The sequence below is a fragment of the Paenibacillus sp. Y280 genome, from assembly GCF_056786335.1.
Window position 1 is genome coordinate 40,154 of the sequence record NZ_JBXCIW010000005.1, and the last position, 26,604, is coordinate 66,757.

Genomic DNA, 26,604 nt, shown 5'->3' on the forward strand with positions numbered 1-26,604 from the left:
CTTGCAGGGAATTTATTTGATAGCATGTTCTTAATAAAGAATTGTACGTTCCTTATAATGAATATTTGGAGGAGATAATGAAATGGCAATTTTAATTACTGGCGGTGCAGGTTATATCGGAAGTCATACATGCATAGAGCTTCTTGAAGCGGGATATGAGGTCGTTATCGTCGATAATCTGTCCAACAGCAGCCACATCTCATTAAACAGAGTCGCAGAAATAACGAACAAAACGTTCACGTTTTACAAAATGGACCTCATGGATCGCGGCGGGCTGGAGGGTGTATTCGCCAGGCATTCGATAGAAGCGGTCATTCACTTTGCAGGTCTTAAGGCTGTTGGCGAATCGGTTCAATTGCCATTGTCCTATTACCATACAAATATTACAAGCACCTTAATCCTATGTGAAGTCATGAAAAAATTCGGGGTGCATAAACTAGTATTTAGCTCCTCTGCAACGGTGTACGGCTTGCCGGAGCAGGTTCCTATTGCAGAAGCCTCGCCGCTAGGTGCGACGAATCCTTACGGCAGAACAAAGCTTATGCTGGAGCAAATTTTACAAGATTTAGCAGTGTCGAATGAGGAATGGGGCATTTCGATCCTGCGGTACTTTAATCCGGTGGGCGCCCACATTAGCGGAAGGATTGGTGAGAATCCGAATGGCACTCCAAACAATCTGATGCCTTACATCACGCAGGTAGCAGTTGGGAAGCTTGCGCAAGTGAACGTTTTTGGAAGTGATTATCCTACTGTAGACGGCACTGGCGTAAGGGATTATATCCATGTCGTCGATTTGGCGCTGGGACATGTGCAGGCACTGAAAAAAATGATGACTAAATCAGGCGTAGATATTTTCAATCTTGGCACCGGCCGCGGCTATAGCGTGCTGGAGATGATTGCTGCATTCGAGAAGGTATCCGGGCGCAGCATTCCGTATACAATTGTAGACCGCAGACCAGGCGATATTGCGATTTGCTATGCGGATACGCATAAGGCAAACGAGGAACTGGATTGGGCTGCTATTCGCGGCATTGAAGAGATGTGCAGAGATTCTTGGCGGTGGCAATATGCGAATCCGAACGGTTTTGAAGTAGAGCCTTATTTGATGTCTGAGCTGGCAGCGGCTTCGTACATAGAAGCGGCGCAATAGGGAAAATTGCCATTTTCAAAGCTAGCTGATCAAACCTAGCTGATCAAACCTAGCTGATCAAACCTAGCGGAGTATAGTACATAAATTCTATGTCATTTTACATTGCTTGAAAACATTCGACAAAAAATGTATTTATCTATCATTTTAGTAAGACATGAAGCGACAGCATGCGCATAATTGGTGATTTATAATACAGCTATAAGTGAATGACAAGCATAGGGAGACGTTGAAATGCGTTTAGTATCTGGGCACCTTAAACGCATGGAGTCAGTGGTGCAACCGTCCCAAAATGAATGGGGGACATGGGGAAATGGTACTTATAAATTCCGATGACAATCAGGACTTGGATATGGAGTGGGTAGCATTAATCATGAGTGCACGTTCTTTGGGGTTCAGTAAGGAAGATGTGAGGAAGGTGCTGCTAGCCCTAGAGGAAAGCAAGAAGGATGATATTCAGGAAACAGCTGTATAAAAGCGGAAAAAGCGCTATTCGCGCTTAATTTTCCATTTATTAAATTCTAGAAACTCTTTAAACTGATCCTTGCTTACGCCAGAGGCCATTGCCTCTCTAACTAAGTCAGCCCATTCATTGTCAAGGTGATCGGGGGTGCGATCCGTTTTTTCGTTGTTATTGAGAAATTCTTCAACGGTTACGTTTAAAACCGCGCCTACCTTTTCAAGAAATTGAATCGAAGGATTTTGCTGGAGCCCTCGTTCAATGGAGCTTAAGTAAGATTTTGCGACGCCCGCCCGTTGAGATAACTCTGTTAGGGAAAGGCCTTTTCTCTTGCGCAGCATCTGAATACGTTCTCCGATCATAAGAAACTCCTCCGTTATCACATCGTTGTAGACAATTACTATTATAACGAAAAAATGTTAGTAGCGATAGCTAGTAACCTTTAACATGATTTATTTTTTATTTCCTATTATATTATCCACTTATTATCATGAATAAGTGGATATTTTTGGTTGAATAACAGCTTGATTTAGTTCTATAACAAGTAGTGTTGGACGTAAAATGATGGCGAAGCGATAAATCGACAAGTTGTTTTCAATAGAGAACAAAACCTTGCGATTATTTGCAATATATCGTTGAAATATTGGTTGACAAAGGTAAATATCAGGTGTAATATGCAGTTATGTTCTTTATTAAGAACTTTAAATTCAACAAATGATTTTCGAAAATCGTTCTTTATATCGAACAATTTTGATATCTAGCCGGAGGAATCGATGAGCGCCATCGCAGCCATATTTCTAACTGATCAAGGAAGTCATGCATGGAGGCAAGGCGGCTCCTTAATGGAAGCTTTATCTCAGTATCCTTGCGATTCGGCTCAGGCCTGGCATGAGGATCATATATTTCTAGGCTGCCATAACCAGTGGATTACTCCTGAGTCGGTGGGCGAGCGCAATCCATATGTTGATTCCGAAAGAGGGCTGGTCATAACCGCGGATGCGATCATTGACAATCGGGGAGAGCTGTTTGGCCTGCTGCAGGTAGAACAGCATCGACGGAGCCGGATGTCGGATAGCGAGCTGATTTTGCTTGCTTACGACAAATGGGGCGAACATGCGCCTGCATACTTGGCTGGCGACTTTGCATTTATGATTTGGGATCGCCGCAATCACAAGCTGTTTGGCGCTAGAGATTTCTCGGGCGGCCGCACCTTGTATTATCACAGGAATGCGGAACGGTTCGCCTTTTGCACAACGATTGAGCCGCTGCTTGCGCTGTCTGGAACGGAGCACTTGCTGAATGAAGATTGGCTAGCCGAGTTTCTAGCTATCGTGGGCATGGTAGACGCGGCAGATGCTTCCACAACAATCTACCGCAATATCGAGCAGCTTCCGCCTTCTCATAGTATTACGATCAAGGATGAGCGGATAGTCCTAGCAAGATATTATCAGTTTAGACCTTGTGAGCGCGTTCGATTCAAAACGGATGATCAATATGTAGAGGCGTTCCAAGAGGTGTTCGAGCAAGCCGTTACGTCAAGGCTGAGGACGCATCGCCAAGTAGGCGCACAACTCAGCGGCGGACTAGATTCCGGCTCGATCGTAAGCTTCGCTTCAAGGGCGCTGCGCAAGCAAGATAAAAGGCTGCATACGTTCAGCTATGTTCCGACTTCCGATTTTATCGATTACACAGCCGAATATATGATGCCGAATGAAAGGCCGCTTATTGAATCAACTGTCGAGCATGTCGGAGGGATTGAGGATCACTACCTCGATTTCCAAGGGAGAGATTCCTACTCCGAGATCGACGGATTTCTAAATATTATGGAAATGCCTTATAAGTTTTTTGAGAATTCCTTCTGGATGAGAGGCATGTTCGAGCAGGCAGAGAAGCAGGGAGTAGGCGTGCTTCTAAATGGAGGCAGAGGCAATTTATCGATCTCATGGGGATCGGCCATTCCTTATTACGCAACGCTGCTCAAAAAAATGAAATGGATCAGGCTGCTGCGGGAAATGCGTCAGTACAGCCTTAATATCGGCTCTGGCCGAGCGCATGTATTCTCTAACGTCAGCCGAGCGGCATTTCCGCTTATTGAACAGCTGCGGCCTTCCCAGGATACGTACCATTATCCAATGGTGATCAATCCCGAATTTGCGAGGAGGACCGATGTATTTAATCGGCTTGGCGAGCATGGCATCGATCAATCCGGATGGTTTGCGGCCAAGGATGTGTACGAGGAAAGAAAAATCCATTTCGATGAAGTATTTCACTGGAACGCAGGCAATACGCTCTCAACGAAGCTGTCGCTTAGACATGGTCTCTGGAAGCGCGACCCGACAAATGATGCAAGGGTCATTCGGTTTTGCTTGTCTCTGCCGGAGAGCCAGTACGTCCAGAATGGGATGGATCGCGCTCTAATCAGGCGTGCTACCGATAAGCTGCTGCCTGATCAGGTGAGGCTTAATCAGCGCACGCATGGAGTACAAGGAGCAGATTGGGTTCATCGCATGCTTCCCAGATGGCAAGCCTTTAAGGATGAGCTGCGGCAAATGAGCGAAGATCGCTTATTTATGGAGTTTGTTGATGGCAAGGTAATCCGATCGGCATTGTCGAGGCTTGAGGAAGGCGCACAGCCGAGGCATGCGGTTGATCCGAATTATAGATTATTAATGCGCAGCCTTATCGTATTTCGCTTTTTGAAAAAATTCGATTGAAGGGAGGTGACAAGATATGCAAACGAAAAAACAATGGAATAAACCTGAGCTAGAGGTCCTTCATGTACATATGACTGCGGCTTCCACGACAAATGGTCCATTCACAGACGAGGCTTACGTACCTGGCCAAAATTCTGAAAAGCCGCGTTTTACTAGCTAAGGCATTATGGATTCGATTGGTGAAGGAAGCCCTTATACATAAGGTGTATAAGGGCTTTCTAGCTTTTATCAACAGATTAATGGAGTGAGGACATTGGCGGCAACGAAGACGAAAATGGCATACAGCGCATTTGGGCTTGCGATTGAAAGCGAGCTGCCATTGCCTGAGCTAACCCCAATCAACAACATCGTTGAGCATTTCGATTTGGAGATTATTATCGATAGCTGTTTGAAAGATATCGTTCCACTCGAGCCTTACGACTTTGTGGTGGAGGAACGCAACGTTACGGTTTATATGCCGGAAGCAGCGTTATTTCGGATAGAAGATGGCAATCGGATCACCATTTCTCCTGCTGAGGGAGCCGATGAGGATCTGATCCGGTTATACGTGCTTGGCACCTGTATAGGTGCAGTACTTCTGCAGCGCGGCATTTATCCTTTGCATGGGAGTGCTATCGCGATTAATGGCAAAGCTTATGCATTTGTAGGCCATTCAGGCGCGGGCAAATCAACGTTAGCGTCGGCGCTCATAAACCGCGGCTACCCTCTGCTTAGCGATGATGTTATTGCGGTGTCACCTTTCTCTTCGGAACAAGCTCCGCACGTAATACCGGCATACCCCCAGCAGAAGCTTTGGCAGCAAAGCCTAGACGCCTTCGGCGTAAATAATGAGGAGCTTCGTGCCATTTACGGCAGGGAAAATAAATATTGTATCCCGGTTGAGGCAGACTTCTGCAGCAGCCCTATGCCGCTGGGAGGCGTGTTCGAGCTTGTGAAGTCGGAATCGGATGCAGATGCAGATGCAGATGAGGTTGGCATTCATCCTATTCAGAAGCTAGAGCGTCTGGATATTTTGTTCCAGCATACCTATCGGCAGTTTTTGGTGCAGCGGATGGGACTTACGCGGTGGCATTTTACACATTCAGCCTCGCTCGCTTCTCAACTGCCAGTCTATCGTTTAGAAAGACCAGCTGCAGGCTTTACGGCACCACAGCTCGTAGAGCTCATATTAAAAACGATACAATCGGAGGAATAACCTATGACAAAAAGCCAAGCCATTACGATTCAAGCTATATTGATGGAACAACTTGTCGTTCAAGATCATAACAATATTGTAAGCGATATGGGCGGAGAGAAGGTCATCTTGAGCATTGAGAATGGAAAATACTATAATCTTGGCGTTATGGGAAGCCAGATTTGGGATTTGATTAAGCAGCCTGTTATGATATCGCAGGTAATAGAGGGGCTCCTTCAGCAATTTGATGTGGAGAAGGAAATGTGCGAGGAGCAGGTGCTGTCCTTTCTTACCCATCTGTTAGAAGAGCGGCTTATTCTTATTAATGAATAGTAGGCGGTGAGCCTATGGGAAAAATGTTGAGATTGAAAGCTTTGCTTTCTTTGGATTTCAAAACCGTCCTTCTATTAATTGAAGCAACCCTGCTCCTCGGCTGGGCTAGAATTCGAATTATCCACCAGCCATTCTCGAAGATTGCGCCAACGCTGGGGCAATATATGAAAGAAACGGAGAGCGAGACTTCTGCAGAGCGCAGACGATCTCTTGTCCATATACGCCACGCCATTCAAATTGCAAGCAGCCATACGCCTTGGGACAGCAAATGCTTGGCTCGTGCGCTAGCCGGCATGAAGATGCTGGAGAGACGAGGCATCAGCAGTACGTTATATCTCGGAACGGCGAAGGACGAGGCGGGGAAGCTGATTGCGCACGCCTGGCTGCGAAGCGGCTCCTTGTACGTTACAGGCGCGGAAGAGATGGATCGATTTGCGGTAACCGGCATTTTTGCCAAAGTAGTCCATTATTAAATACGGAAAGTGATGAAGCGATGAATCATCTATTATATTTCTCAAGAAAGCTGCATGCCTACGGCGGGAAGGTGCTCTATATCAATCTCACCTTGATGATGCTCGTTGGTCTTCTGGATGGCGCAGGCATTCTATTACTAGCTCCGCTGCTTGGTGTAATTGGCATTGTAGATATTCCGCTGGCTTCAATCCCCGGTCTTCATTTGTTATCAACGCTGCAAGAGCTTCCTAAAGAAAGAGCGCTATTTATTATTTTAGCCCTATTCATTCTGCTTGTTGCCGCGCAAGGCATAATTGGACGCAATTTAAGCTTAAGGGAAATTAGAATCCATACGGGCTTTGTGAATCAAATACGATTAGAAGTTTATAAGGCGCTGCTGCAAGTGAATTGGGGCTTCTTTATGAAGAGAAGGAAGACGGATCTCATTAATTCGTTAACCGGCGAGCTTGCTCGCGTCACAAACGGAGCCTTTCTTTTTTTGCAGCTGATCGCCTCTGTTGCCTTTACGATCATTCAAATCGGATTAGCGTTATTTTTATCGGTCAAAATGACCTTGTTCGTCTTATGCTGCGGACTCGCTGTAGCATTCCTCTCAAGAAGATATATTAAGCAATCCAGAGTAATAGGCACAGCCACGACTGAGCTGGCGCAAAGCTATTTATCCGGCATTACCGATCACTTTAACGGCATGAAGGATATAAAAAGCAATTTGCTTGAATCGTCCCGCTATCGCTGGCTGCTGGATTGGTCCGAGAAGATCGCGCATGAACGGTATGAAAATTCGAAGGTGCGAAGTAATTCGCAGCTCCTTTACAAGCTGTTTTCAGCTATAATGATCGCTGTTTTTGTTTTTGGTTCAGTGATGCTCTTTAAGAACCAAGGCGGCTATTTGCTGCTTATAATGGTTATTTTCTCACGGCTTTGGCCACGCTTTACAGGAATACAAGCGAATATGGAGCAAGTTGCTTCATCGCTGCCGGCCTTCAAAGCGTTAATGGAGCTCCAGGAGGATTGCAATGCGGCTAAGGAATTAATGGACGTGGATGAGCTGGGCGGAGAGCATATTTTACCGCTTAAGCTTAAGGAGCAGCTGGAATGCCGGCAGGTCTATTTCCGTTATGATCAGCAGCAGCCTGACTTTACGCTCGAAGCGATTAATTTGCAGATTGCTGCGGGCAGCATGACCGCGATTGTAGGCCAATCAGGCGCTGGCAAAAGCACGCTGATCGATTTGATGATGGGACTTATGAAGCCGGAGCTCGGCCAAGTGCTCATTGACGGCAAGGCATTATCGGGTGCAGAGCTATTGTCGCTAAGAAGATCGATCAGCTATGTTCCGCAGGAGCCGTTTCTCTTTCATGGAACGATTAGAGATAATTTGCTCATGATTGATCCGCTTGCAAGCGAAGCGCAAATGTGGGAAGCGATGGAGTTCTCCTCAGCCGCTGAATTTACTCGCAAGCTCCCGCAAGGCTTGGATACGGTCATCGGTGATCGTGGCATACGATTGTCAGGCGGTGAGCGGCAAAGGCTCGTTTTGGCTAGAGCGATTTTAAGAAAGCCGTCCATTCTTATTCTCGATGAAGCGACCAGCGCGCTGGACAGCTTAAACGAGGCCAAGATTCAAGAGGCAATCGAGCGGTTGAAAGGCAGGATGACGGTCATTGTCATTGCCCACCGGCTGACAACCATTCGGAATGCGGATCAGGTTATCGTACTGGACAATGGGAAAATCGTGCAGGCAGGTCATTTCCTCATGCTTTCCGAGGACAAGAAGGGACTGTTCAGCAGCCTGCTGGGCAATCAGCTCCAAGTAGCTTTATAGCAGCATCTTTTATATACTTAGTATTGCAGCGCAAAAATATCACTACTTAAAGTAAGTAGAATGACCGATCAGGAGGGCGCATTTGGCTATTATACTAACATTGGCAGCATTCGTGCTTCTCTTATATCTGCTCCTTATCTTCCCAACTCAGTGGCTCAAAGTCGAAAAGGTCACCCATTCCATCGGTATCAACAAACGCATATTGCAAATTAGTGATTTGCATGTAGACCGGCTTCGCATAAGCGCGAAGCGCATTCGGGAAGAGATTGAGGCGGCTAAGCCGGACTTTGTATTTCTCACTGGCGATTATACCTCCAAAGAACGTTACCTCCCGCGCGTGGGCTATTATCTTAAAGTGATTGCGGGAAGCGGCATCCCTGTTTATGCGGTGCTTGGCAATCATGATTATGAGCTCCCGCGCCTAAAGCGGCTGCTTGATCTGTTTGAGGCGCATGGCATTCTCGTACTCCGGAATGAAAACATTGTGCTTGATGATTTTCAGCTTGTCGGCATTGATGATGATTGCACGCATCACAGCCGCATCCGTCCTTCCTTCAAGGGGATCGACAGAAGCAAGCCAACTATTGTTATCACGCATGACCCGAATGTGCTGCTTATTATTAAGCGTCCCTACGATTATTTAATGGCCGGTCATCTGCATGGCAAGCAGCTGAACGTGCCGTTCTTTTTTGCGTTAAAGCCCAAAGGCCCGCTTTCCGTTAAAGGGATATATAAAGGGCTGCATACCGATCAGAACGGAGCCTATTATATTTCAAAAGGCATCGGGCAAGCTGGCATTAATGCCCGCTTTATGGTTCGAAGCGAAATCACGATTCATGATCTGTGAGCAGGAATGACCAGCTATTCGAGGCTGCTGCTGCGGCTAGCCACCCGGAAAGCGGCCGGTGGAATGCCCTTGGCTTCGGCAAACGCTCTGGAGAAATAATGAACCGACGAGTAGCCGCATTGCTCAGCAATGGTTTTGATTGGAATAGCCGTTTGCGACAGAAGCTGCTCAGCAGCGCGTATTCGCTCATGTCTAACGAGCATGGAGAACGATTCATGCACGCTTTGGGAGAACAGCCTGGACAAATGCCGCTCCGAAACGTTGATATAGCGGGCAACCTCTGACAAAGTAAGAGCGCCTCCTAGATTATCGCGTATATACAGCTTGGCTCGGCTTATGAGAATAGCTGCATTGGAAGCGGGCAAAATGGTTTCTGAGCTGCGGTTCTTTCCGCCTACGATCGTAGGAAACGTAAGAATTAAGACGTGTGCCAGCTGCTGAAGCACCGCAATCGGCACGGCGAAGCATTCGTCGCTTGGAACGAGCAAAGAGCGCCAAATTTCCGCAGTCGGGGAATGCTGCTGGTTCTCCATCCAAATTGGCCCGGTGTTTAAGGCGTGATTATAAAAGTCGAATTCATCCGGCTTCGACAGCTTCTCATCAAGCTCAAAGGCTGCATACAATAAATCCAATTGGTCTACATTCCGAATTTGATGGCGTATATTAGGACGCGAGCAAAAAAGAACACCTTCATGCAAAGGATAAGCGATTTGCCCCTCCTCATAAATCCCCGTTCCGCCAGCCACGTAACAAACCTCAAAAAAGGAATGCTTATGTACAGCGTTTGCGGCTAGATTCTGCACCGACCCCCAGTAATAGACATGAATGGTTAAGCTCTCGCCCTGCAGCAAGCGAGCGTAGCGATTAAGTCGTACTTCGCTTTTAGGCCAATTGTACATATGAAACATCAGCTCCTATGGCGTAATTGTGCAAAAAGTTGTCGTCGGCAGGCAAATACGAAATCACTATATCCTATCTATAATTAAACCATATTCAAACTAATTATAGGATAAGGAGAATGAGCATGATCGTCAACGATGACGTGAAATTTTACAAAGAAAATGGTTACCTGCTTGTAAGAGGCGTATTTAATGAGCAAGAGGTGCTGGAAATGAGAGCGGCAGTCGAGCGGATCATCCAGCGAGCGGCAGCTGCCCAAGGCGAACAAAACCATGCATGGCAAGGCGATTTCCTGCCGCCTGAGCAGCTTAAGAAGCTTGTGCTGAAAGGATTCCATGATGTGCATTACCATGATGCTGCCTTCACACGTGCCGTCATACATCCGAATATGGTAGCAGCGCTGAATGGAATCATCGGCCCCAATGTACAGCTCCACCACTCCAAAATGCTTGTAAAACCGCCAGCGAATGGCGCAGCATTCCCGATGCATCAGGATTACCCTTACTTTCCGCATCGCGATCATTCTATGCTGGCCGCAAGCGTTCATCTTGATGATGCGGACGAGCAGAACGGCTGCTTAGCTGTCATTCCTGGCTCACATCTGCAGGGGCCGCTGCCGCATGTGGGCAAGCATTACCTAAATCATAAGGAGCATCCGATCTCCTCAGGAACACCATGTCCGGCTAAAGCAGGAGATGTATTGTTCTTCAACTATTTGACCATTCATGGCTCGGATGTGAACCGAAGCGAAAGAACGCGCAGAAATATTTTGTTCCAATACCGTGATGCAGCTGATATTCCGACGGAGAATACCCATTTCGATTGGGGCATGGGCCTCATGGTGAGCGGCGAGAACAAAGATTTCAATAACGTAAAGCCGAATTATAAAATAGTGGAAGCTTAAAAGTGGAATTGGAATGAGCATGCGCTTGTTGTTCCCTGCCTTTTTGAGATTAATAAATATTAATAGAGACGCCTATCAACCAGCTATTGCTGGAGTGGTAGGGCGTCTTTTTTTGATGTGCTGGCCATAGCAATGAATAGATCAATTTTATCGGAGTATATTGTAGTATCTCGAAGTAATTCAAATAATAGGAATATTCCAATGATTGTTTTGAAAAAAATGATATTGACACGAATTAATTAACGATGATATATTGTTCCAAGTAAAGCGCAGTAATTTTATCGGAATTATTTATTATTAATTTCAAAGTTCATATGTGCTGTACAATTATAAGATTAGACAGAGAGGACGGTTGTTTTATAATGGAAAATAATTTATTGACAGCGTTTGAAACAAACTGGATTACGCTGGTTGTTTCGGCTGTGCTGCTTGGGGGACTTTACTTCTTGGCCAAGAAACGGGTTGGGTTCGGAACAAGGGTGCTAATTGCGCTTGGACTTGGCCTTGTAGCTGGTATTATTTTTAACAACTTCAAGCTGGACACTGAGGGCGTAGGCACAATCGGTTCCATTTATATCAATCTAATTCGCATGATCGTAATTCCACTCGTGTTTGTTCTCGTTATCAACAGCATCATCTCCATTACGAATATTGAGTTTTTACGCAAGCTTAGCGTAAAGACGATCGGCTGGTTTTTAGCGACAACAGGGGTAGCGGCCATTATCGGACTTCTTGTGGCATCGGCCATTAACCCAGGAGCAGGATTTGAATTAACAAAGCCTGAGAATTTTGAGGCTCGCGAGGTTCCAAGCTTCTTCAAAGTTATTTTAGATCAAGTGCCATCCAATCCAATTAGCGATGCTGCGGACGGTAAAGTAGTACCTATACTTATTTTTGCCCTATTTATTGCCATTGCCATTGTTAAGGTTGGAGCGAAAAATCCAGATTCGGTGCAGCCGTTCAAAGCATTCATTCAATCGGCGACAGTCATTATGCACCAAGTTGTTAAATTTGTTCTTCGCTTCACGCCATATGGCGTATACGCGTTGATTGCGGTTATGGCTGCAAGATACGGCTGGGAAACGCTTGAGCCGCTTGCGATGCTTATTGCAGTAAGCTATATTGCGCTAATTATTCATTTTATATTCGTATTCGGCGGCTTGGTATCGTTCGTTGCGAAGGTTAATCCATTGAAATTTTTTAGAAAAGCTTATCCAACCGTAGCGGTAGCCTTTACGACGCGGAGCAGCTTTGCTACGCTGCCAATCAACCTTGAGGTCATTACGAAACGACTTCGCGTGTCTCCAAAAATCGCCAGCTTCGTAGCTCCGCTAGGCGCGACGATGAACTTTAACGGCTGCGGCGGCGTATGGCCGGCTGTCGTATCGGTATTCGTATCTCAAGTATATGGCATTTCGCTCTCTGCAACGGATTATGTCCTTATCGTTCTCGTGAGTGTCATCTCCTCGATCGGTGTTGCAGGCGTGCCTGGTCCGGCGTCGATCTCTACGACTGTTGTCTTGACTGCAGTAGGACTTCCGCTTGAAGGTATTGCGCTTGTTGTAGCTGTAGAATCCTTGATCGATATGGGCCGTACAGCTGTTAACGCAACAGGAACTACTGTTACGGCGCTCCTTGTAGCGAACTCCGAAGGAGAATTCGATCGTGAAGCGTTTAATCGCGACGAAGAGGATGACCTGGAGCTTAACCCAGCATCATAAAAGAATGATATGTGGGATGGAGCAGTGTGCGATAATTGCTTATTCCAATCAAGCTTTGCAATGAAAAAAAAGCCCTTGGCTTTGCATGCATAATGCATGCAAAGCCAAGGGCTTAGCTTGTTGTGTTTACGGTTCGTCATGCACCTCAGGAAAAGTGTGGCCATACTCGTCCTCTCCTGGATAGTCACGCGGCAAATCAGCATGAAGCTCTCGATTCTCATAGTCGAAGCGGTTTGGCGGCCGCTGGTCAATACGCCATGGGGTGCTCTTGCCTAAAGATTCCATCCGCAGGTCAGAGCCATAAGGACCATCCGGGAATTCCTCCGGTATTAGATCGTTACGCTGCGATTCTACTGTTGATACATCTGTATACGGCTGGCGATTCTCATGAATAAACCGATCCATCAGTAAACTCCTCCTGAAATGGTATTGTATTACCATTTCAGTGTACCCTGATTAATCGGTAAAATGCACCGTTCCGACAACAAAGTATAAGAATTGAGCGAGCTCAGCAGCTTCTTCCTCCGTCAGCTTAAACGTATATTCAAGATAGCCCTCTTCTTCCAAGTCATCAGGGCCGATTATGGCTGTTTTACCGAATTGCAAATCGGTAACCAGCTTTTTGCCGTAGAAACGGCTGGTAGATGTGATGGCAAGATCAAAGCGTTTCAAGCTTGGTCCGATAAATGTCACATATCTTGTAGATGTTTCTTCAGTTGAATCGGACATAAAATCAAAATCTGGCAACAGCATGTTGTATAGCCTCCACTCCGTTATTACAATCATTATACAACAACAAAATACTTGTAATAAAGAAATCATTATGATAGCATGAAAGCAATCGAATCATTGAACGTGAGAGGAAAGCACCTCCTTTGCCATAGGCAGAGGAGGTGCTTTTTTTTGTTTTCTGGCACTCCTCGGCCGTTCAATACATTCGCAATTTATCTACTTTATTGGAGGATTGAGGCAAACATGCAAATCGTTTTTATGAACACGTTCGAGAAGCCTGGCAATGATCATCATATCGTGAGTGCGCAGCTTTCTATATGCGAGCGTCAAGGCATATGGGCAGTATTATGGGTGGAGGGAGAAGAGGCCAGCGGCAACCCGCAAACCTGGTTTGAAGGCATATCGTGGGAGGAAATGATCATAGCCTTTCGGCATGGCATCGCAAGGGTTATGGGTGAAGGGTATACACCGCTCATAGACGGCATGCTGGATGATCGCCGCGCTTCGTCAGGAAGCTTCGGAATGATGCTGCAATGCTATGGCGAGCTGCATGCCAATCAAGAGCTCTTTCAAGCGCTTCGCGAATGGCGCCGTTCCAAAGCGGCGGCAGAGAAACGGTCTGCTTATCTTGTTGCAACCAATCGAATATTGTGGATGATCAGTGCTTTTGTACCGAAGACTGCGGAGGAGCTCGCACAAATACCTGGCTGGGGAAGCTCCAAGCACGCCTCCTATAGTCTAGAAGTGCTTGAGATCACGAATGAAGCTAATCGCGAAACGGAATTTCCACTGCAATGGGTGGAGGAGAAGCTGGATTACTCGGCGTACACGCAGTGGCTTTACAAACAAAAGGAAACCAAATATAAAGCTCAGATGGACCGGCAGCAAGCCAAAAAACATATTCTGACAACCGCCCAGGATGGCGGTACACTTGAGCAGTTGGGCGCAGAGCTGGAGCTGTCAAGGCGCGAGCTGATGGACCGGATTGAGCAGCTCGAGCTGGAGGGCTATAATCTTGACTCGTTAATTACGAGGGCGCTTATTGAGGTGCCGGAAGATGAGCAGCAGCTCGTTTGGGAGGCGCTTACGCAAGTAGGTGATAAGTACTTGAAGCCGGTGCTGCAGCAGGTATACGGATCATCGGAAGCTTCTCAGCTTAATAAGCCAGTCGATGTTTTGTATGAACGGCTGCGGTTGATCAGACTTCGTTATCGCAGAAGCCAGACAAGTAAAGCCGTATAAGTTGGAAAAAGGAATAGGAGGCTCCTTTATGCAACTAAGGAGCCTTCGTAATGCCGGGCTGATCAGCCCAAACCGTATCCGCATAGCCGATCGCGGCACCTGAATCGCAAGCTAAGCCAGTCTCATAGGAGCGGTTGCCGATTAAAGCGATAGCTTCCTCACGCAGCTGCCGGACATGGATGCGATCTTCCTTCGTATGCTGAGGTCTCTCATGAGCCCTTAACCATATAAGGATGGCGCTTATGACTTCAAGCGCTTCGGACATGGCATTATCCCATAGCGTCCATACACTCATATGGTGATAGGTGCTGCCATCTACCGGATCAAGCCAAGGCTGCTCCCCTTCATTTAGTACATCAAAAGGCTGCGCGCCTCTTTTGTACACGAATGGCTCAATTTGACCGAAGGTCAGCCTTTGTCGAATGCCTGTCGGATCATGGAACAATCGCTGCGCCGCCGTAAAATCACGGTTGGCTTGGTTCCAATCCTCGCGGCGAATATGCGGAGCCAGCTCCGCGTAATAGGCTGCGGCAACGGATTCGAAGGCGTCTACAATCGGCGGGGGAAAGGCACCCTTCGTATCGATATGCTTCCATACAGCGTTTTTCCACGTATCAACGCCCCATAGCTTCTTTGCGATTACGGTATCCATCATAATTTCAAATCGCTGATGATCCCATTTGCGAAAGCCTGATTTGCTGAATACGTAAGGATGCAGGTTCCGGTCTAGAATGTGATGCAGGGCAAAGCCAAGCATGTATAGGATGGAGGAATCAGGATGTTTAGGGCAGGCTGTTCGGCCATTGACACAATCCAACATTTCTACGAGCACAGGGCCGCAATTTTGATTATGCATTTCTGTTCCGAGGCGATTAAGAGCTAAGCTGCGCTGCCACGGGAAAAAACGATGGTAAAATAAAAAATCAGGACCTTGGCAGCCCATATTAAATATGTTTTTTTGCTCAACGGCTTGCAGAAGCTCGCTTTCGCCAAGCTTTTCTAGTACTAGCTGTCCAAATATAAAATGAGCCCATACGTTAGGCATAGAAGAGCCACCTCCATTCCTACCATCATTCTACAATTTTCAATAAAAAAATATAGTTCTTTAGATGTATATTGTTTATTTATAGTATACTTGTCCTAGTTAATTAAGTATAATGAAAATTAAATTAGACAAAGCGCGAATTTTGTCGAAAAGGAGCGTATCTTCATTATGAAGGCAGAGTACATAAATCCGTTTCTTGAATCTGCAAAAATCGTGATAGAGCAAGTCGTTCAAATACGTCCTGCGACCGGAGAACTAGGCCTCAAGGATATCAAGTTTGTAGAGAACTATATTTGGATTCAAATTGGACTCAACGGACAGATGAACGGAGACATTGTATTCGGGCTTAGCGAAGAGGTAGCGATGAAAATGGTTTCTGCGATGATGGGCGGATACGTTATTTCTGAAATCGACGAAATCGTGAAGAGTGCTATTTCTGAGCTTGGCAACATGATCAGCGGAAATGCGAGTACGATGCTGTTTAATCAAGGGGTGAGAGTCGATATTACGCCTCCTAAGGTTATCCAGTCTGCTCAATCAGCGGGCTTTTCCGCGCAGAAGGCGCTAACGATTCCGCTTATTATGGAAGGCATCGGAGAGCTTGACATCCAAGTATTAATCGCATCTTAAGCACAGAAATGGCTCCTTAGGGAGCTTTTTTTGCGTCTGTAGTACCAATCAAGTAAAATTGTAAATGGGTGATGTTGGATGTTAAAGGACAAAGTGATTTTTGTTTCAGGTGCTTCAAGCGGAATCGGAGCGTTAACCGCAATAAGGCTGGCTGAACGCGGGGCGATCCCTGTGCTGACGGGACGCAACGCCCAGAAGCTTAAAGAGATTTCCAGCGCAATTAAGGGCAAGCATTCCTGCTATCAGATGGATGTGACCGATAATGAGCAGGTCATGAAGACGGTAGAAGCCGTCATTGCGGAATACGGAAAAATAGATGTACTGCTGAACAATGCGGGTTACGGCCAATTCGAGTATTTTATGGACATGAATGTGGAAAGCTTTGAGAAAATGATGGATACGAACTACATGGGAATCGTTCGCTGTACAAAGGCTGTCATTCCACATATGGTGAAGCAAGGCAGTGGACAAATTGTAAATATAGCTTCCTTGGCTGGGAAAATAGGCACCGCTAAGTCGACCAGCTATACCGCTACGAAGCATGCCGTGCTCGGCTTTACGAATTCGCTTCGGATGGAGCTGCGGGAGCATGGGATTCAGGTGTCGGCAGTTAATCCGGGGCCGATCGATACGCCTTTTTTCTCGCTGGCTGATCCTTCCGGCTCTTACTTAAAAAATGTAAATTGGTTTATGATGAAGCCAGAATATGTCGTCAAACGAATTGTTCGTCTGATTGAGCGGAGGAAGGCTGAGCTGGACCTCCCCAAAACGGCTGCTGTCGGTATAAAGCTTTATCAATTGCTGCCCCGAACAATCGACCTGCTATTCGGCGGCTTGATCAATCGAAAATAAAGGCTTGAATGAGAGAGGATTAAAGAATGAGCAAGTATACTTGGAATGAGATAGGCATTAATGAGCTGCTGGCGAATAAGCTTGCGGCAAACGGAATAGTTGAGCCAACCGATGTACAGGCGGAGACGATACCGATTCTGCTTGGAGGCAGCAATGTTTCTGCAAGATCGCAGACGGGCACCGGCAAGACTCTTGCTTACTTGCTGCCGCTGCTTCAGAAGCTGAATTCGCATTCGAACGCGATACAGGCGGTTATTTTGGCGCCGACGCAAGAGCTGGCCATGCAAATCGTCCGCGTAGCTGAAGCGTATGCCGAGCCGATCAACATACGCGTTCAGCAGTTGATTGGGGGAGCGGCGCTGAAACGTCAGGTAGAGAAGCTGAAGCTTCGCCCTCAGCTTGTTATCGGAACGCCCGGACGCATACATGAGCTTCTTAAGCTGCGCAAGCTTAGGCTGAATGACGTCAATAACGTCGTTATTGACGAAGCGGATCAGGTGTTCCAGCTCGGCTCGACGAAAGAGGTCGAAATTATTTTGCACAGCGTGGGGAAAGATCGGCAAATCGCATTTTTCTCCGCGACGTATCCGGAGCAAATGGCCCGCTTCGAAGGACGCTGGATGAAAAACCCGGAACGCATCCAAATTACGCCGGAGCACCGCGTTTCGCAGACGATCGACAATTATTATATCGTCAGCGATAAACGGGACAAGACCGATACGGCAAGGCGTCTTATACGTTTGCTGAACCCGGCATCCGCGCTGCTCTTCCTCAATGATACCGACAACATTTCGAACTGGGAATCGAAGCTTAGCTATGAGGGCTTCACCGTTGAAGCGTTGTATGGCGATGCCGATAAGCAGCGCCGCGCAGCAACGCTGGCACGCTTTCGCGATGGGCGCTGCCAGCTTCTGCTTGCGACGGATGTTGCGGCCCGCGGCCTTGATATCGAAGGGCTGACGCTCGTTATTCATCTTGATCCGGCGGCAGATGCAGACCATTATGTGCACCGTGCGGGTCGTACCGGCCGGATGGGACGAGCTGGTACGGTCGTGTCGATCGTGACGCCGCAGGAGCTGTTTATTATGGAGAAATTCCGGAAGCAGCTCGGCATAGAATTGTCGGAGAGGACGATGTTTAGAGGAAAGCTTCTGACTGAGGAAGAGCTTAGAGAGGCTACGCGCCCATTTGCGGCTCGTCATGAAGCGAAGCTGGCCGAACGCTCGGAAGTACAGCAGGCGAAACGATCGAGCGAGCGCAAGGAGGCTCCTTCTGCAGTGCAGGAAGCGAAGCCTGAAGCGGCAATTAAAGGCATCGCCGCCGCTCCAAAGCCAAAGCCAGCAGCTAAGCCCGTTCCCAAGAAGGTGGAGCGCAAGCGCGAAGGCAAAAACAAAGGCGCGCCAAAATGGTTGAAAGCGAAACGAGAAGCAGAGAAGGAACAATAAAATAATTTATTTTTGACAGCCACCCTCTTAAATCGATTAGCCTTACCCGAAACATATGGGCGAAGGTAAAAAATGCGGCAAAACCCGCAATCGAAAAAAGGAGTGTGGCTTTCTTAATGAAACAAACAATGTGGAAAAAGACAGCAATTTCCTCGCTTGCGCTGCTAATGCTTGCAGGCGGAGCAACATCAGCTTTTGCAGATGGCGGCAAAGGTAAGGGGCATGGCGGAGATCGTGATGATGATAAAGGCCGTCATGAGGACAAGCATGATAAGAATGATAAGAAAGATAAGAAAGATAAGAAAGATAAAGATGATGATATTAAAGTAACATGGAAGTTCGAAGATGAAGATGACCTGAAATGGGCACTGGAATACATTATGCGACTGGCATCGAAGGGTGTATTTACAGGCTATGAGGATGGCACGTTTAAGCCGAATCAAAAAATCAGCCGCATTGAAACATTGACTGCAGCTGTAAGATTGATGGGTCTTCGCGCTCAAGCCGAGTCGGCAGAGGAAATGAATTCGGACCTGCAATTCAAGGACGCCGACAAAATTGAAAGAAAATATCCTTGGGCTGTCGGTTATGTAGCTGTCGCTCTGGAGAATGATTTGTTCTCGGAAACGGAAACGGAAGTAAAACCGGAGGCAAACGCAACAAGATTGTGGTCGACGATTCTTCTAGTTAAAGCGCTTAAATTGGAGGATGAAGCGAAGGCTCTCAATAATACGAAGCTGGACTTCAAGGATGCGAAAGAAATTCCTGCAGGTTCCGTCGGTTATGTAGCCCTTGCTCTTAAGAAAGGGATCATTACCGGCTACGAGGACAAGCATGGCAAAACATTCCGTCCAAACCAACCGGTTTCCCGTGCAGAGCTGGCAGCGCTGCTTGATCGAACGGATACGGAAATGCCGGATCATGACGCGCAGGCGATTACAGGCAAGCTGAAGGCAGCTCCTGCGAATGGCAGCCTGACGGTAGTAAAAGCCGACAATACGGAAACGGCTCTTGCAATTGATTCGAATGTATTCATTTTCCGCGATGACAAGAAGGCGCCCCTCAGCACATTGCGCGCAGGCGATGAAGTGCTGGTACGCACGTACCTTAATAAAGTGGTCTTCATTGAGGTTACGAAATCGGCTCCTGTCGATACATCCTTCTCTGAGCTTGGATATATTAATACACTAACGTTCAACCCGCAAGCGAAGCTTGCGACGATCTCGATCTCCCGCGTCGAAAACTCACAAACCTTTACTCTCATTTATAACGTTGATGCTAACGTTGAGCTTATCGGTGAAGCTTCGCTGCTGAAGGCTGGTCAGTATGTACAGGTGAAGGGCGATAATAACATTGCTAAATCGATTGAATTCAAATAATTACGAGATGAAAGAGGCATCACCACTTACGGTGATGTCTTTTTTTTGATATTAAGCGAATTATTCGGTATGCTGTTTACTAGCAAAAACTAAATTGTAATGTTGAAGGTGATAGGATGGAACCTATTTTACAGGTAAATGGTTTAACTGGCGGCTATAGCCCCAAAAGACCTGTGCTGCACGATATCTCCTTTGAGGTGAAGGCTGGAGAAATGGTAGGCCTTATCGGTCTGAACGGCGCAGGCAAAAGTACGACGATCAAGCATATCCTTGGCTTAATGAAGCCGCAGATCGGCGAGGTAAAGGTTGATGGCGTTACGCTGGAGCAAGAAACGGACCGTTATCGCGGCGCATTTGCTTACGTGCCGGAGACGCCGGTGCTGTTCGATGAGTTGACGGTAGAGGAGCATTTGCGCCTAACCGGTATGGCATATAGTGTACAGGATGATCAGTATGAAGCACGGGAAGATGAGCTGCTGAAGCAGTTTCAAATGATGCCTAAGCGCAAAGCATTTGCCTCACACTTATCCAAAGGCATGAAGCAGAAGGTTATGATTATGAATGCGCTGCTTGCGGAGCCGCCTCTATACATCATTGATGAGCCGTTTCTAGGGCTTGACCCGCTTGGCATTCGCTCCCTTCTTGAGCGTCTAGTCGAAGTAAAGCGAAAGGGCGCTGCCATTCTTATGAGCTCGCATATTTTATCCACAGTCGAAACGTATTGCGACCGGTTTATCGTCATGCATCACGGTAAAATAGTTGCTTTAGGCACGCTGGAGGACGTCAGGCAAGCTGCTGGGATGGATCTGCGCGGCGGTTCCTTGGAGGATGCCTTCTACAAGCTTGTCACTGGAGGCCAAGCCTAATGACCTCTGATCCTAAGCTTGAGAAGATGTGGCAGCAAAGGGCAAAAGCGTTCCGCGAGGAAACGCTGCCTTATTTTCGCTATATGGGGCAGAGCGGCTTCCCGGCTTTTATGTCCTTGCTCGTCATCTCATCTGCTATTGGCTACATAAACTTGATTCGCCATATGCCGGCGAACTTTCCCTTTGCCGCCGTCGGCGTTATTGCTTTAACGCTTGTTTTATGCTGGAGTCCGCTTCGCACTTGGCTTGCATTAGGCGATACCGTATTTCTAATGCCGCGCGAAGCGCAGATGGGAGACTACTTACGACGCTCGTTCCGCTATACTACAAGGGCGTGTTTCGTACTCGCAGCACTCGTGTTCCTTCTTTACATGCCGATTTATAATCAAGGTCCTGCCATAAGCGGAGGCTGGCTGCTTGCCGTTATTGCAGCAGCGCTGAAGTTTGGCAATGTGTGGGGGGCATGGAAAGAGCGGCAAATGACTTGGCCAAGCATGAGACGACTTATGCGCGCGCTGCGCTGGATTGCGACAGCCATCCTGCTTACGGCATGGCTCACTTGTCCCGTATGGCAAGCCGCACTATTTACTTTGCTCGTTGTCGCTCTTTACCGCTTGCTTTATCGTCTGCCCAGCAAACATCGTTTTCCTTGGGAGAGGCTGATTGATGAGGAAGCAAGGACGCGCAAGCGCTATTATGTTTTTTTTGGACTATTCATTGACGTACCGACCCTTCCGTCGAGTATTTCAAAAAGATCCTATTTGACATGGATACTTCGCCTAATACGCTATTCGAATCGAAATACGTTTGTTTATCTCTATACGGCATCCATGTTTCGGACGGAGATGGGCGGAATTATTTTGCGTCTACTCTTTCTCGGCTGCTTGATCACGTATTGGTTTGCCGAGGCTGTATCGCTTTCCGGCTACGGCAGTGTTATCACTTTTATTATTTTTATGGGCTTGATCGCCGTTCAGCTTGGCGGTCTGCGCCATATCCATCGCCATTCGGTTTGGAAGCATGTATATCCACTGCCGGAGAAGCAGCGAACCCTGCAATATTTAAAGGTTGACCGTATGGCTATGCTAATTTGTACGGCGGTGCTTTGGGTATTTGTTGCTTTGCCGCTAGTCATCTCGGGCGTTTATGTGCCGGCGCTCGCAGCGGCGGGTTTGGCGATTGGGTATTTGGCTATTCGGCCATCTCGATTGCGCAAGAAGCTCAGCATGGACGAAGACGAGGATTAAAGATAGAAAAACCCCCTACGGCAGCATCGTCCGAGAGACAAGCTGCTTTAGGGGGTTTTTGAGTTTGAAGGAAGCTATGAGATTGTCGCCGGAGGACGGCGCCAGCCTGTTATCCCTTTTGAGCGATCACTTCATTAACAGATTTGAAAATCGTATCGAAAAGCTCTTCGAGGTTCTCTTCCTCGATGCAGGAGAAGGCAACGCGCAGGTCAGTTTCGCCTAGCGCAATCGTACCGATGCCATACTGGTTCAGCAAATGAACGCGTACCGCCTCAGCAGTCACATCGCTCAGCTTCAGGCACATGAAGTAGCCGGAATTGAACGGATAGTAGCCCCATACATCGCCATAACGGCCGCTGTCGAGCAAAGATTTGACGCGGTTAGCGCGACGCTTCATAATATCGTACTTCTCTGCTTTTTGAGCTTCGAACTCAGGCGAAGTCAATGCGCGCAGTACGAATGTTTGCGATGGATGAGGACCGCTGGAAATCGTCGCGCGAATAATGCCAGTCGTTTTTTGCTCAAGCGCAGTCAAAACGGATGCCGATGCTGAAGCGTATGTGATAAAGCCGACGCGGAAGCCCCATACGTACTCTTCCTTCGTTGCGCCGTCCACCTTCACGGCAAGAACGCGCGGGTGAAGGTCGGCAAGCTTGGAGAATAGAGATTCCTGCAAGGAATCCTCGAAGAACAAGCCAAAATAAGCGTCGTCGGTTACCACGACAACATTGATTCCGGCTTCTGCCGCATCGCGAATCGCAGCGATAATTTCATCGCCCTCCTGCGGTCCTGGCGTATAGCCTGTCGGGTTGTTCGGGAAGTTCAGCACGACGATCGCTTTCCCTTTTTCCTTCTGAGCGAGCAATGCCTCGCGCAGGCCAGCGCTGTTGAAGCGAGTTTGGTCATTATAGAGCGGGTATTCTACAATTTCCGCTCCGCGGCGGATACCGAAAGTAAGCTCGTAGTTTTCCCAGTTTTTGTTTGGAATAATGACAGCATCGCCTGCATCTGCGAACAAATCGGCAACGATGCTAAGGCCATGCGTCAGTGCGTTAGTAACAACGGGATTGCCGAAGCTCTTGGAGGCAAGGGAAGGGTTATCCTTAATCATCTTCGTACGCCAAGCAGCACGAAGCTCGGGCTTGCCGCCAGGCGGCGCATATTCATATATATCTTTCGGATTGTAGGCAGAGAGCGTATCCTGGATGACCTTAAGGTGCATCGGCTGTCCGCCTTCTGTTGCAATACCGATAGTAGCATTAAATTTGGTTGCTTTTGTTTTCGCTTCGGCGGACTGACTGAGTATGCCCTCTTTTGGGAAATAAATCGCTTTGCCTAAGGCTGACAACATCGCATAGACGTTTGGACTCTCCGATTTCAACGTCTCGTTTAACTGCTGAGCAAGTGGGTTCATGGACTTTATTCCATCCTTCCGAAATCATTCATTTAAAATGAGTATAATTAGGCGTTAGCCGTTTACGCTTGTCGGGTGCTATTATAACATTTTTTTTAAGCTGCAAACCAATCTCAAAGCAAATTTTTTCGTAATTTTAGGGCAGCTTGTACAAAAGTTTGGTGCTGTTGTATGATAACGGCATAGATTAGCACAGGAGGTTGCCCTATGCTGCACATTTCGCCTGATTCGTTCATCCTGTTACCTGCGTTTGCCAAAATCGTATGCGAGCCGGGCTGGAGATGGGCGAGACGCGAGAAGCCGATGGCCAATTTTGATTTATTTTACGTATGGAGCGGTGAGGGGGAAGTTGAAGTCAATGGCACCCTTTATCAGGTTGGACCGGGGAGCTGCTTCCTGTTCCGACCAAACGATTACACAAGCGCTACACATAACCCGCAGAAGCCGCTCGTATTATCCTATATTCATTTTGCCATCAACGAAGCGATCGATGCGGTACCGAATCGTTATAGACAATTTAGCGATACTGTCGATTTTGAATATATGCTTTCGCGCTATGTGAGGCTGTTCCTTGTACAGACTTATGCGGCGGAGGAGGAAGCGCAGCTTGTTCTAAAGCAGCTGATGATTCATTTGCTGAGAGAGGATAAGCAGCTGCCGGTGGAGAAGAAGGTAAGCAATCAACTGACCGAGGCCATTCACGAGGTAGCCAACTTTGTTCGGCAAAACCCGAGTATTGCGCATCGGGTAGAGGATTTGGCGATGCGAGCACAGCTCTCGCCCCGTTATTTTTCGATGAAGTTCAAGGAGCTGATCGGGATGTCGGTGCAAACGTATATGATTCGTACGAGAATTGAGCGAGCGCAGCATTTGCTCATGCATGCAGGCATGAACGTAACGGAAGTAGCGGACGCGCTCGGCTATCGCGATATTTTTTTCTTCAGCCGGCAATTCAAGCAGTATACGGGCCGCAGCCCGTCAGAGATTCGGTAGGCATATTTGCAAAGGAAAAACGGCATGGCGTTGCAGGAAGTTCACTCCTGCAGCGCCATTTTTTCATGATAAGTCTATTTTCTAGATCTATAACCGATGGCGTAGCGTTGTAATCGCTCTGCTGCTCATTCTAATCGTCTTGAAGGGAGCCAAGTCGTTCGCCCATTCGCACTTTCATGCCCAGCAGGCCATTTTCGCGAGGCGTAAACGTTCCATCCTCCAGCAGCAGCACGACAGTCGAGCCGAATTCGAAGTAGGCGAGCTCCTCGCCTTTTGCCATATCGGGCTTCAGCGGCTGTACGTATTGAATGCTGCTCACATTCATCGCGCCGACTTTAACGACAGCTGTTTCCCCTGCGGAATGCTGCATATAGGTAATCAGCCGCTCGTTGCGGCTAAGCACTCTGCGCATATGGCGCAGGCCAAAGTCGTTTACGGGATAAACTCTGCCAAGAACATGCTCGCGTTCCACAATCCGTCCGCTAATTGGCGTATGTATGCGATGATAATCCGTTGGACTTAAATACAGGACGATATAATAGCCGTTCATATAGTTAGCCGTTCGCGGAGAACGGTTGAGCAGTTCGTCTATCGTGTAGTCCTGACCTTTTACATTGACGATCGTGCCGCTGCTTATCGGTCCGGCACCGGTGATAAGCGCATCTACGGGGCTTATGAGAGAATCTGCTCCTGCGTGCACCTCCCGAAGCCCGGGCTTCAGCCGACGAGTGAAAAATTCATTCAATGTCATATATTGGGAAAGAGGCTTCTCTGCTTCCTCGATCTTAATGCCGTATGTCTTGGCGAAACGGGAAATAAAAGGGCGGCTGGCAGCCGATTGCGCGAATTTTCCGGTTATGCTGGATATCCATTTGCGCGAGCTTAATTCTGTCATCGAACGAAGCAGCCATTTTGTCATACGTGAACCGTCACGTCCTTTCCTGCAAGGGGCAATTAGTCCTGATACCCACCACACAGTGTGACATATTCGGTTCTAATTTTCAATATGCAGCCGAATTCCTTTTGTAGGCTTGTATCCAAATAACGACGGCTGCAACCGCCAAGACGGCCGCGCCGATCAGTGCTGTGAGCGCAACCTCAGACTGCTGGCCCTGCTTCACGGCAATCGCAATAAATGACCAGATAAATACGAGAAGGATCGCAGCATCTCGATATTTAAAGCCGATAGCGAGGGCGAGCAGGCTTGCAACCGCCAGCATGACAACCGTCCAAACGATGTCGGAAAGCGAGAAGCCGTTCCACTTAACGGCATATAAAGCAACAGAGATGTTCACAATAGTTGCCGTGCAAATCCAGCCAAGGTATATGCTGAATGGAAGCCGCACAAAAAAGCGTTCGCCCCGGGCAGGTGCAGACTTATCTCTCCCAACTGCGGTATAAATGGCAATTAGCGATAGGAGCAGGCCAAGCATGACGAACACGCTTGCCGTCAGTTTCTCATAGTGCCAGACGAAAATCCAAGCGATATTAAGAATACAGCTGATTAGAAACCACGGACCTATGCTTTGCATAGCTTTGCTGTTAGCCGATTGCGGCCTGAACGGATAGACGATGAATCCGATTAGAAGCAAATAAATAATCGACCAAATCGAGAACGCATAAGGCGCAGGCGTGATCAGCACCGGATACTTGGCAGACAGCTCTCCTGTCGTTATGCCGTTAATTGGGAGCCACTGCGCAAGACCATTCACCGCAAGGACGGCGGCGAGGCCAATGACGTTCAACCATCTAAAGCTATTTTTCATAAGACACCACTCCATCCATCATTTAAATAGATTCCATCTGTTATTATATGTAAACAAGTTGCTCGCTATTTATTCACATCTGCTGTTTTTCATAAGCTGAGATTAGGTTTAAGCCGTCAGAAAATGACCGAACCTAACAATAGAGGTGAAGGTGTGTGATGATAATGATTGGAGCAGCGCTGGCAATAGGAGCAGCCTTAATTGCAGGGGTAAGCCGAATGAGTGGAGCAGCGAGCCGAATTATAGACGGAATAGCAGTCGTCGCCGCTTTTTTATTTTTTGTTATTGCAGCAGATGCTGTGATGGAGACGCTTGCGCATGGCACTGTATTTATGACAGAGGTGCATCGCGTGCTTGAGAACCCAGCATTTCTGGCAAGCGGTGCTTATCTCGGACCTTATGCGATCGGGAGAATAGCCATGCTGCCGGCTTATCTGTTTAGCCGAAGCTAATCTCGGGAATGCGTGTATGAGAAAAAAAGGCTTGCAGCCGCA

28 protein-coding genes and 1 riboswitch are annotated in these 26,604 nt (G+C 47.6%); of the genes, 20 read left to right on the forward strand and 8 right to left on the reverse strand.

What is annotated here, in order from left to right; all coding sequences use genetic code 11:
• The first annotated feature begins 82 nt into the window (after window positions 1-82).
• Window positions 83-1,150, forward strand: a complete 1,068-nt coding sequence (gene galE / locus AC1TPC_RS08000; RefSeq protein ID WP_482066339.1) for a UDP-glucose 4-epimerase GalE — start codon at window positions 83-85, stop codon at window positions 1,148-1,150.
• A 212-nt stretch (window positions 1,151-1,362) separates the two neighbouring features.
• Window positions 1,363-1,444, forward strand: a riboswitch (cyclic di-GMP riboswitch).
• A 16-nt stretch (window positions 1,445-1,460) separates the two neighbouring features.
• Window positions 1,461-1,622 (forward strand): anti-repressor SinI family protein, encoded by a 162-nt coding sequence (locus AC1TPC_RS08005; protein ID WP_482066340.1) that lies wholly within the window; start codon window positions 1,461-1,463, stop codon window positions 1,620-1,622.
• 14 nt (window positions 1,623-1,636) lie between these two features.
• Here the strand turns inward: AC1TPC_RS08005 and AC1TPC_RS08010 are convergent, their stop codons facing one another.
• Window positions 1,637-1,969 (reverse strand): helix-turn-helix domain-containing protein, encoded by a 333-nt coding sequence (locus AC1TPC_RS08010; protein WP_482066341.1) that lies wholly within the window; start codon window positions 1,967-1,969, stop codon window positions 1,637-1,639.
• 411 nt (window positions 1,970-2,380) lie between these two features.
• Here AC1TPC_RS08010 and AC1TPC_RS08015 point away from each other — a divergent pair, with 411 nt between their 5' ends.
• The 7 genes from AC1TPC_RS08015 (at window position 2,381) to AC1TPC_RS08045 (ending at window position 8,974) form a co-directional block, all read left to right on the forward strand.
• Window positions 2,381-4,321, forward strand: a complete 1,941-nt coding sequence (locus AC1TPC_RS08015; protein ID WP_482066342.1) for a lasso peptide isopeptide bond-forming cyclase — start codon at window positions 2,381-2,383, stop codon at window positions 4,319-4,321.
• A 16-nt stretch (window positions 4,322-4,337) separates the two neighbouring features.
• Window positions 4,338-4,481 (forward strand): paeninodin family lasso peptide, encoded by a 144-nt coding sequence (locus AC1TPC_RS08020; protein ID WP_482066343.1) that lies wholly within the window; start codon window positions 4,338-4,340, stop codon window positions 4,479-4,481.
• 93 nt (window positions 4,482-4,574) lie between these two features.
• Window positions 4,575-5,516 carry an aldolase gene (locus AC1TPC_RS08025; RefSeq protein ID WP_482066344.1) on the forward strand — a complete coding sequence of 314 codons (942 nt, stop codon included), beginning with the start codon at window positions 4,575-4,577 and terminating at the stop codon, window positions 5,514-5,516.
• Between the two features lie 3 nt (window positions 5,517-5,519).
• Window positions 5,520-5,828 carry a lasso peptide biosynthesis PqqD family chaperone gene (locus tag AC1TPC_RS08030; RefSeq protein ID WP_482066345.1) on the forward strand — a complete coding sequence of 103 codons (309 nt, stop codon included), beginning with the start codon at window positions 5,520-5,522 and terminating at the stop codon, window positions 5,826-5,828.
• A 14-nt stretch (window positions 5,829-5,842) separates the two neighbouring features.
• Window positions 5,843-6,301 (forward strand): lasso peptide biosynthesis B2 protein, encoded by a 459-nt coding sequence (locus AC1TPC_RS08035; protein ID WP_482066346.1) that lies wholly within the window; start codon window positions 5,843-5,845, stop codon window positions 6,299-6,301.
• Window positions 6,302-6,321: 20 nt separating this feature from the next.
• Window positions 6,322-8,127 carry an ABC transporter ATP-binding protein gene (locus AC1TPC_RS08040; protein ID WP_482066347.1) on the forward strand — a complete coding sequence of 602 codons (1,806 nt, stop codon included), beginning with the start codon at window positions 6,322-6,324 and terminating at the stop codon, window positions 8,125-8,127.
• Window positions 8,128-8,209: 82 nt separating this feature from the next.
• Window positions 8,210-8,974, forward strand: a complete 765-nt coding sequence (locus AC1TPC_RS08045) for a metallophosphoesterase (RefSeq protein WP_482066348.1) — start codon at window positions 8,210-8,212, stop codon at window positions 8,972-8,974.
• A gap of 14 nt (window positions 8,975-8,988) precedes the next feature.
• On the opposite strand, the gene AC1TPC_RS08050 is transcribed toward AC1TPC_RS08045, so the two are convergent.
• Window positions 8,989-9,873, reverse strand: a complete 885-nt coding sequence (locus tag AC1TPC_RS08050; protein WP_482066349.1) for an AraC family transcriptional regulator — start codon at window positions 9,871-9,873, stop codon at window positions 8,989-8,991.
• A gap of 125 nt (window positions 9,874-9,998) precedes the next feature.
• On the opposite strand from AC1TPC_RS08050, the gene AC1TPC_RS08055 reads away from it, so the two are divergent.
• Both AC1TPC_RS08055 and AC1TPC_RS08060 read left to right on the forward strand, forming a co-directional pair.
• The gene (locus tag AC1TPC_RS08055; RefSeq protein ID WP_482066350.1) at window positions 9,999-10,778 is read left to right on the forward strand and encodes a phytanoyl-CoA dioxygenase family protein; all 780 of its coding nucleotides are present in this window, start codon (window positions 9,999-10,001) and stop codon (window positions 10,776-10,778) included.
• A gap of 362 nt (window positions 10,779-11,140) precedes the next feature.
• A complete protein-coding gene (locus AC1TPC_RS08060) occupies window positions 11,141-12,499 on the forward strand; it encodes a dicarboxylate/amino acid:cation symporter (protein WP_482066351.1) in 1,359 nt (452 codons plus the stop codon).
• A gap of 126 nt (window positions 12,500-12,625) precedes the next feature.
• On the opposite strand, the gene AC1TPC_RS08065 is transcribed toward AC1TPC_RS08060, so the two are convergent.
• Entirely contained in the window at window positions 12,626-12,904 is a 279-nt protein-coding gene (locus AC1TPC_RS08065) for a hypothetical protein (RefSeq protein WP_482066352.1), read from the reverse strand.
• 51 nt (window positions 12,905-12,955) lie between these two features.
• On the reverse strand, window positions 12,956-13,252 hold the full coding sequence (locus AC1TPC_RS08070) for a DUF3055 domain-containing protein (RefSeq protein WP_482066353.1): 297 nt from the start codon (window positions 13,250-13,252) through the stop codon (window positions 12,956-12,958).
• 222 nt (window positions 13,253-13,474) lie between these two features.
• On the opposite strand from AC1TPC_RS08070, the gene AC1TPC_RS08075 reads away from it, so the two are divergent.
• Window positions 13,475-14,473, forward strand: coding sequence for an HRDC domain-containing protein (locus AC1TPC_RS08075; protein ID WP_482066354.1), 999 nt, complete (start codon window positions 13,475-13,477; stop codon window positions 14,471-14,473).
• Window positions 14,474-14,507: 34 nt separating this feature from the next.
• Here the strand turns inward: AC1TPC_RS08075 and AC1TPC_RS08080 are convergent, their stop codons facing one another.
• The gene (locus AC1TPC_RS08080; RefSeq protein ID WP_482066355.1) at window positions 14,508-15,518 is read right to left on the reverse strand and encodes a zinc dependent phospholipase C family protein; all 1,011 of its coding nucleotides are present in this window, start codon (window positions 15,516-15,518) and stop codon (window positions 14,508-14,510) included.
• A gap of 168 nt (window positions 15,519-15,686) precedes the next feature.
• Here AC1TPC_RS08080 and AC1TPC_RS08085 point away from each other — a divergent pair, with 168 nt between their 5' ends.
• The 6 genes from AC1TPC_RS08085 to AC1TPC_RS08110 all read left to right on the forward strand — a co-directional run bounded on the left by AC1TPC_RS08085 (window position 15,687) and on the right by AC1TPC_RS08110 (window position 21,937).
• Window positions 15,687-16,148 (forward strand): chemotaxis protein CheX, encoded by a 462-nt coding sequence (locus AC1TPC_RS08085; RefSeq protein ID WP_053374694.1) that lies wholly within the window; start codon window positions 15,687-15,689, stop codon window positions 16,146-16,148.
• Between the two features lie 78 nt (window positions 16,149-16,226).
• Window positions 16,227-17,000 carry an SDR family NAD(P)-dependent oxidoreductase gene (locus tag AC1TPC_RS08090; protein WP_482066356.1) on the forward strand — a complete coding sequence of 258 codons (774 nt, stop codon included), beginning with the start codon at window positions 16,227-16,229 and terminating at the stop codon, window positions 16,998-17,000.
• Window positions 17,001-17,026: 26 nt separating this feature from the next.
• Complete coding sequence (locus AC1TPC_RS08095; RefSeq protein WP_482066357.1) at window positions 17,027-18,445, forward strand: DEAD/DEAH box helicase; 1,419 nt, start codon at window positions 17,027-17,029, stop codon at window positions 18,443-18,445.
• 116 nt (window positions 18,446-18,561) lie between these two features.
• Complete coding sequence (locus AC1TPC_RS08100; RefSeq protein ID WP_482066358.1) at window positions 18,562-19,824, forward strand: S-layer homology domain-containing protein; 1,263 nt, start codon at window positions 18,562-18,564, stop codon at window positions 19,822-19,824.
• Window positions 19,825-19,940: 116 nt separating this feature from the next.
• Window positions 19,941-20,690: an ABC transporter ATP-binding protein gene (locus AC1TPC_RS08105; RefSeq protein ID WP_482066359.1), complete on the forward strand. Its 750-nt coding sequence runs from the start codon at window positions 19,941-19,943 to the stop codon at window positions 20,688-20,690.
• Window positions 20,690-21,937, forward strand: coding sequence for an ABC transporter permease (locus AC1TPC_RS08110; protein WP_482066360.1), 1,248 nt, complete (start codon window positions 20,690-20,692; stop codon window positions 21,935-21,937). Before AC1TPC_RS08105 ends, AC1TPC_RS08110 begins: the two co-directional genes overlap by 1 nt.
• 109 nt (window positions 21,938-22,046) lie before the next feature.
• Here the strand turns inward: AC1TPC_RS08110 and AC1TPC_RS08115 are convergent, their stop codons facing one another.
• Window positions 22,047-23,351, reverse strand: coding sequence for an aminotransferase class I/II-fold pyridoxal phosphate-dependent enzyme (locus AC1TPC_RS08115; RefSeq protein ID WP_482066361.1), 1,305 nt, complete (start codon window positions 23,349-23,351; stop codon window positions 22,047-22,049).
• Between the two features lie 207 nt (window positions 23,352-23,558).
• On the opposite strand from AC1TPC_RS08115, the gene AC1TPC_RS08120 reads away from it, so the two are divergent.
• Window positions 23,559-24,344, forward strand: coding sequence for a helix-turn-helix domain-containing protein (locus AC1TPC_RS08120; RefSeq protein ID WP_482066362.1), 786 nt, complete (start codon window positions 23,559-23,561; stop codon window positions 24,342-24,344).
• A gap of 130 nt (window positions 24,345-24,474) precedes the next feature.
• Here AC1TPC_RS08120 and asd read toward each other — a convergent pair whose 3' ends face one another.
• Together asd and AC1TPC_RS08130 are read right to left on the reverse strand one after the other, a co-directional pair.
• The gene (gene asd, locus AC1TPC_RS08125; protein WP_482066363.1) at window positions 24,475-25,263 is read right to left on the reverse strand and encodes an archaetidylserine decarboxylase; all 789 of its coding nucleotides are present in this window, start codon (window positions 25,261-25,263) and stop codon (window positions 24,475-24,477) included.
• A gap of 82 nt (window positions 25,264-25,345) precedes the next feature.
• Window positions 25,346-26,110, reverse strand: coding sequence for a tryptophan-rich sensory protein (locus AC1TPC_RS08130; protein WP_482066364.1), 765 nt, complete (start codon window positions 26,108-26,110; stop codon window positions 25,346-25,348).
• 155 nt (window positions 26,111-26,265) lie between these two features.
• Between AC1TPC_RS08130 and AC1TPC_RS08135 the strand changes: the two genes are divergently transcribed.
• Window positions 26,266-26,562: a hypothetical protein gene (locus tag AC1TPC_RS08135; RefSeq protein ID WP_482066365.1), complete on the forward strand. Its 297-nt coding sequence runs from the start codon at window positions 26,266-26,268 to the stop codon at window positions 26,560-26,562.
• Window positions 26,563-26,604 lie beyond the last annotated feature (42 nt).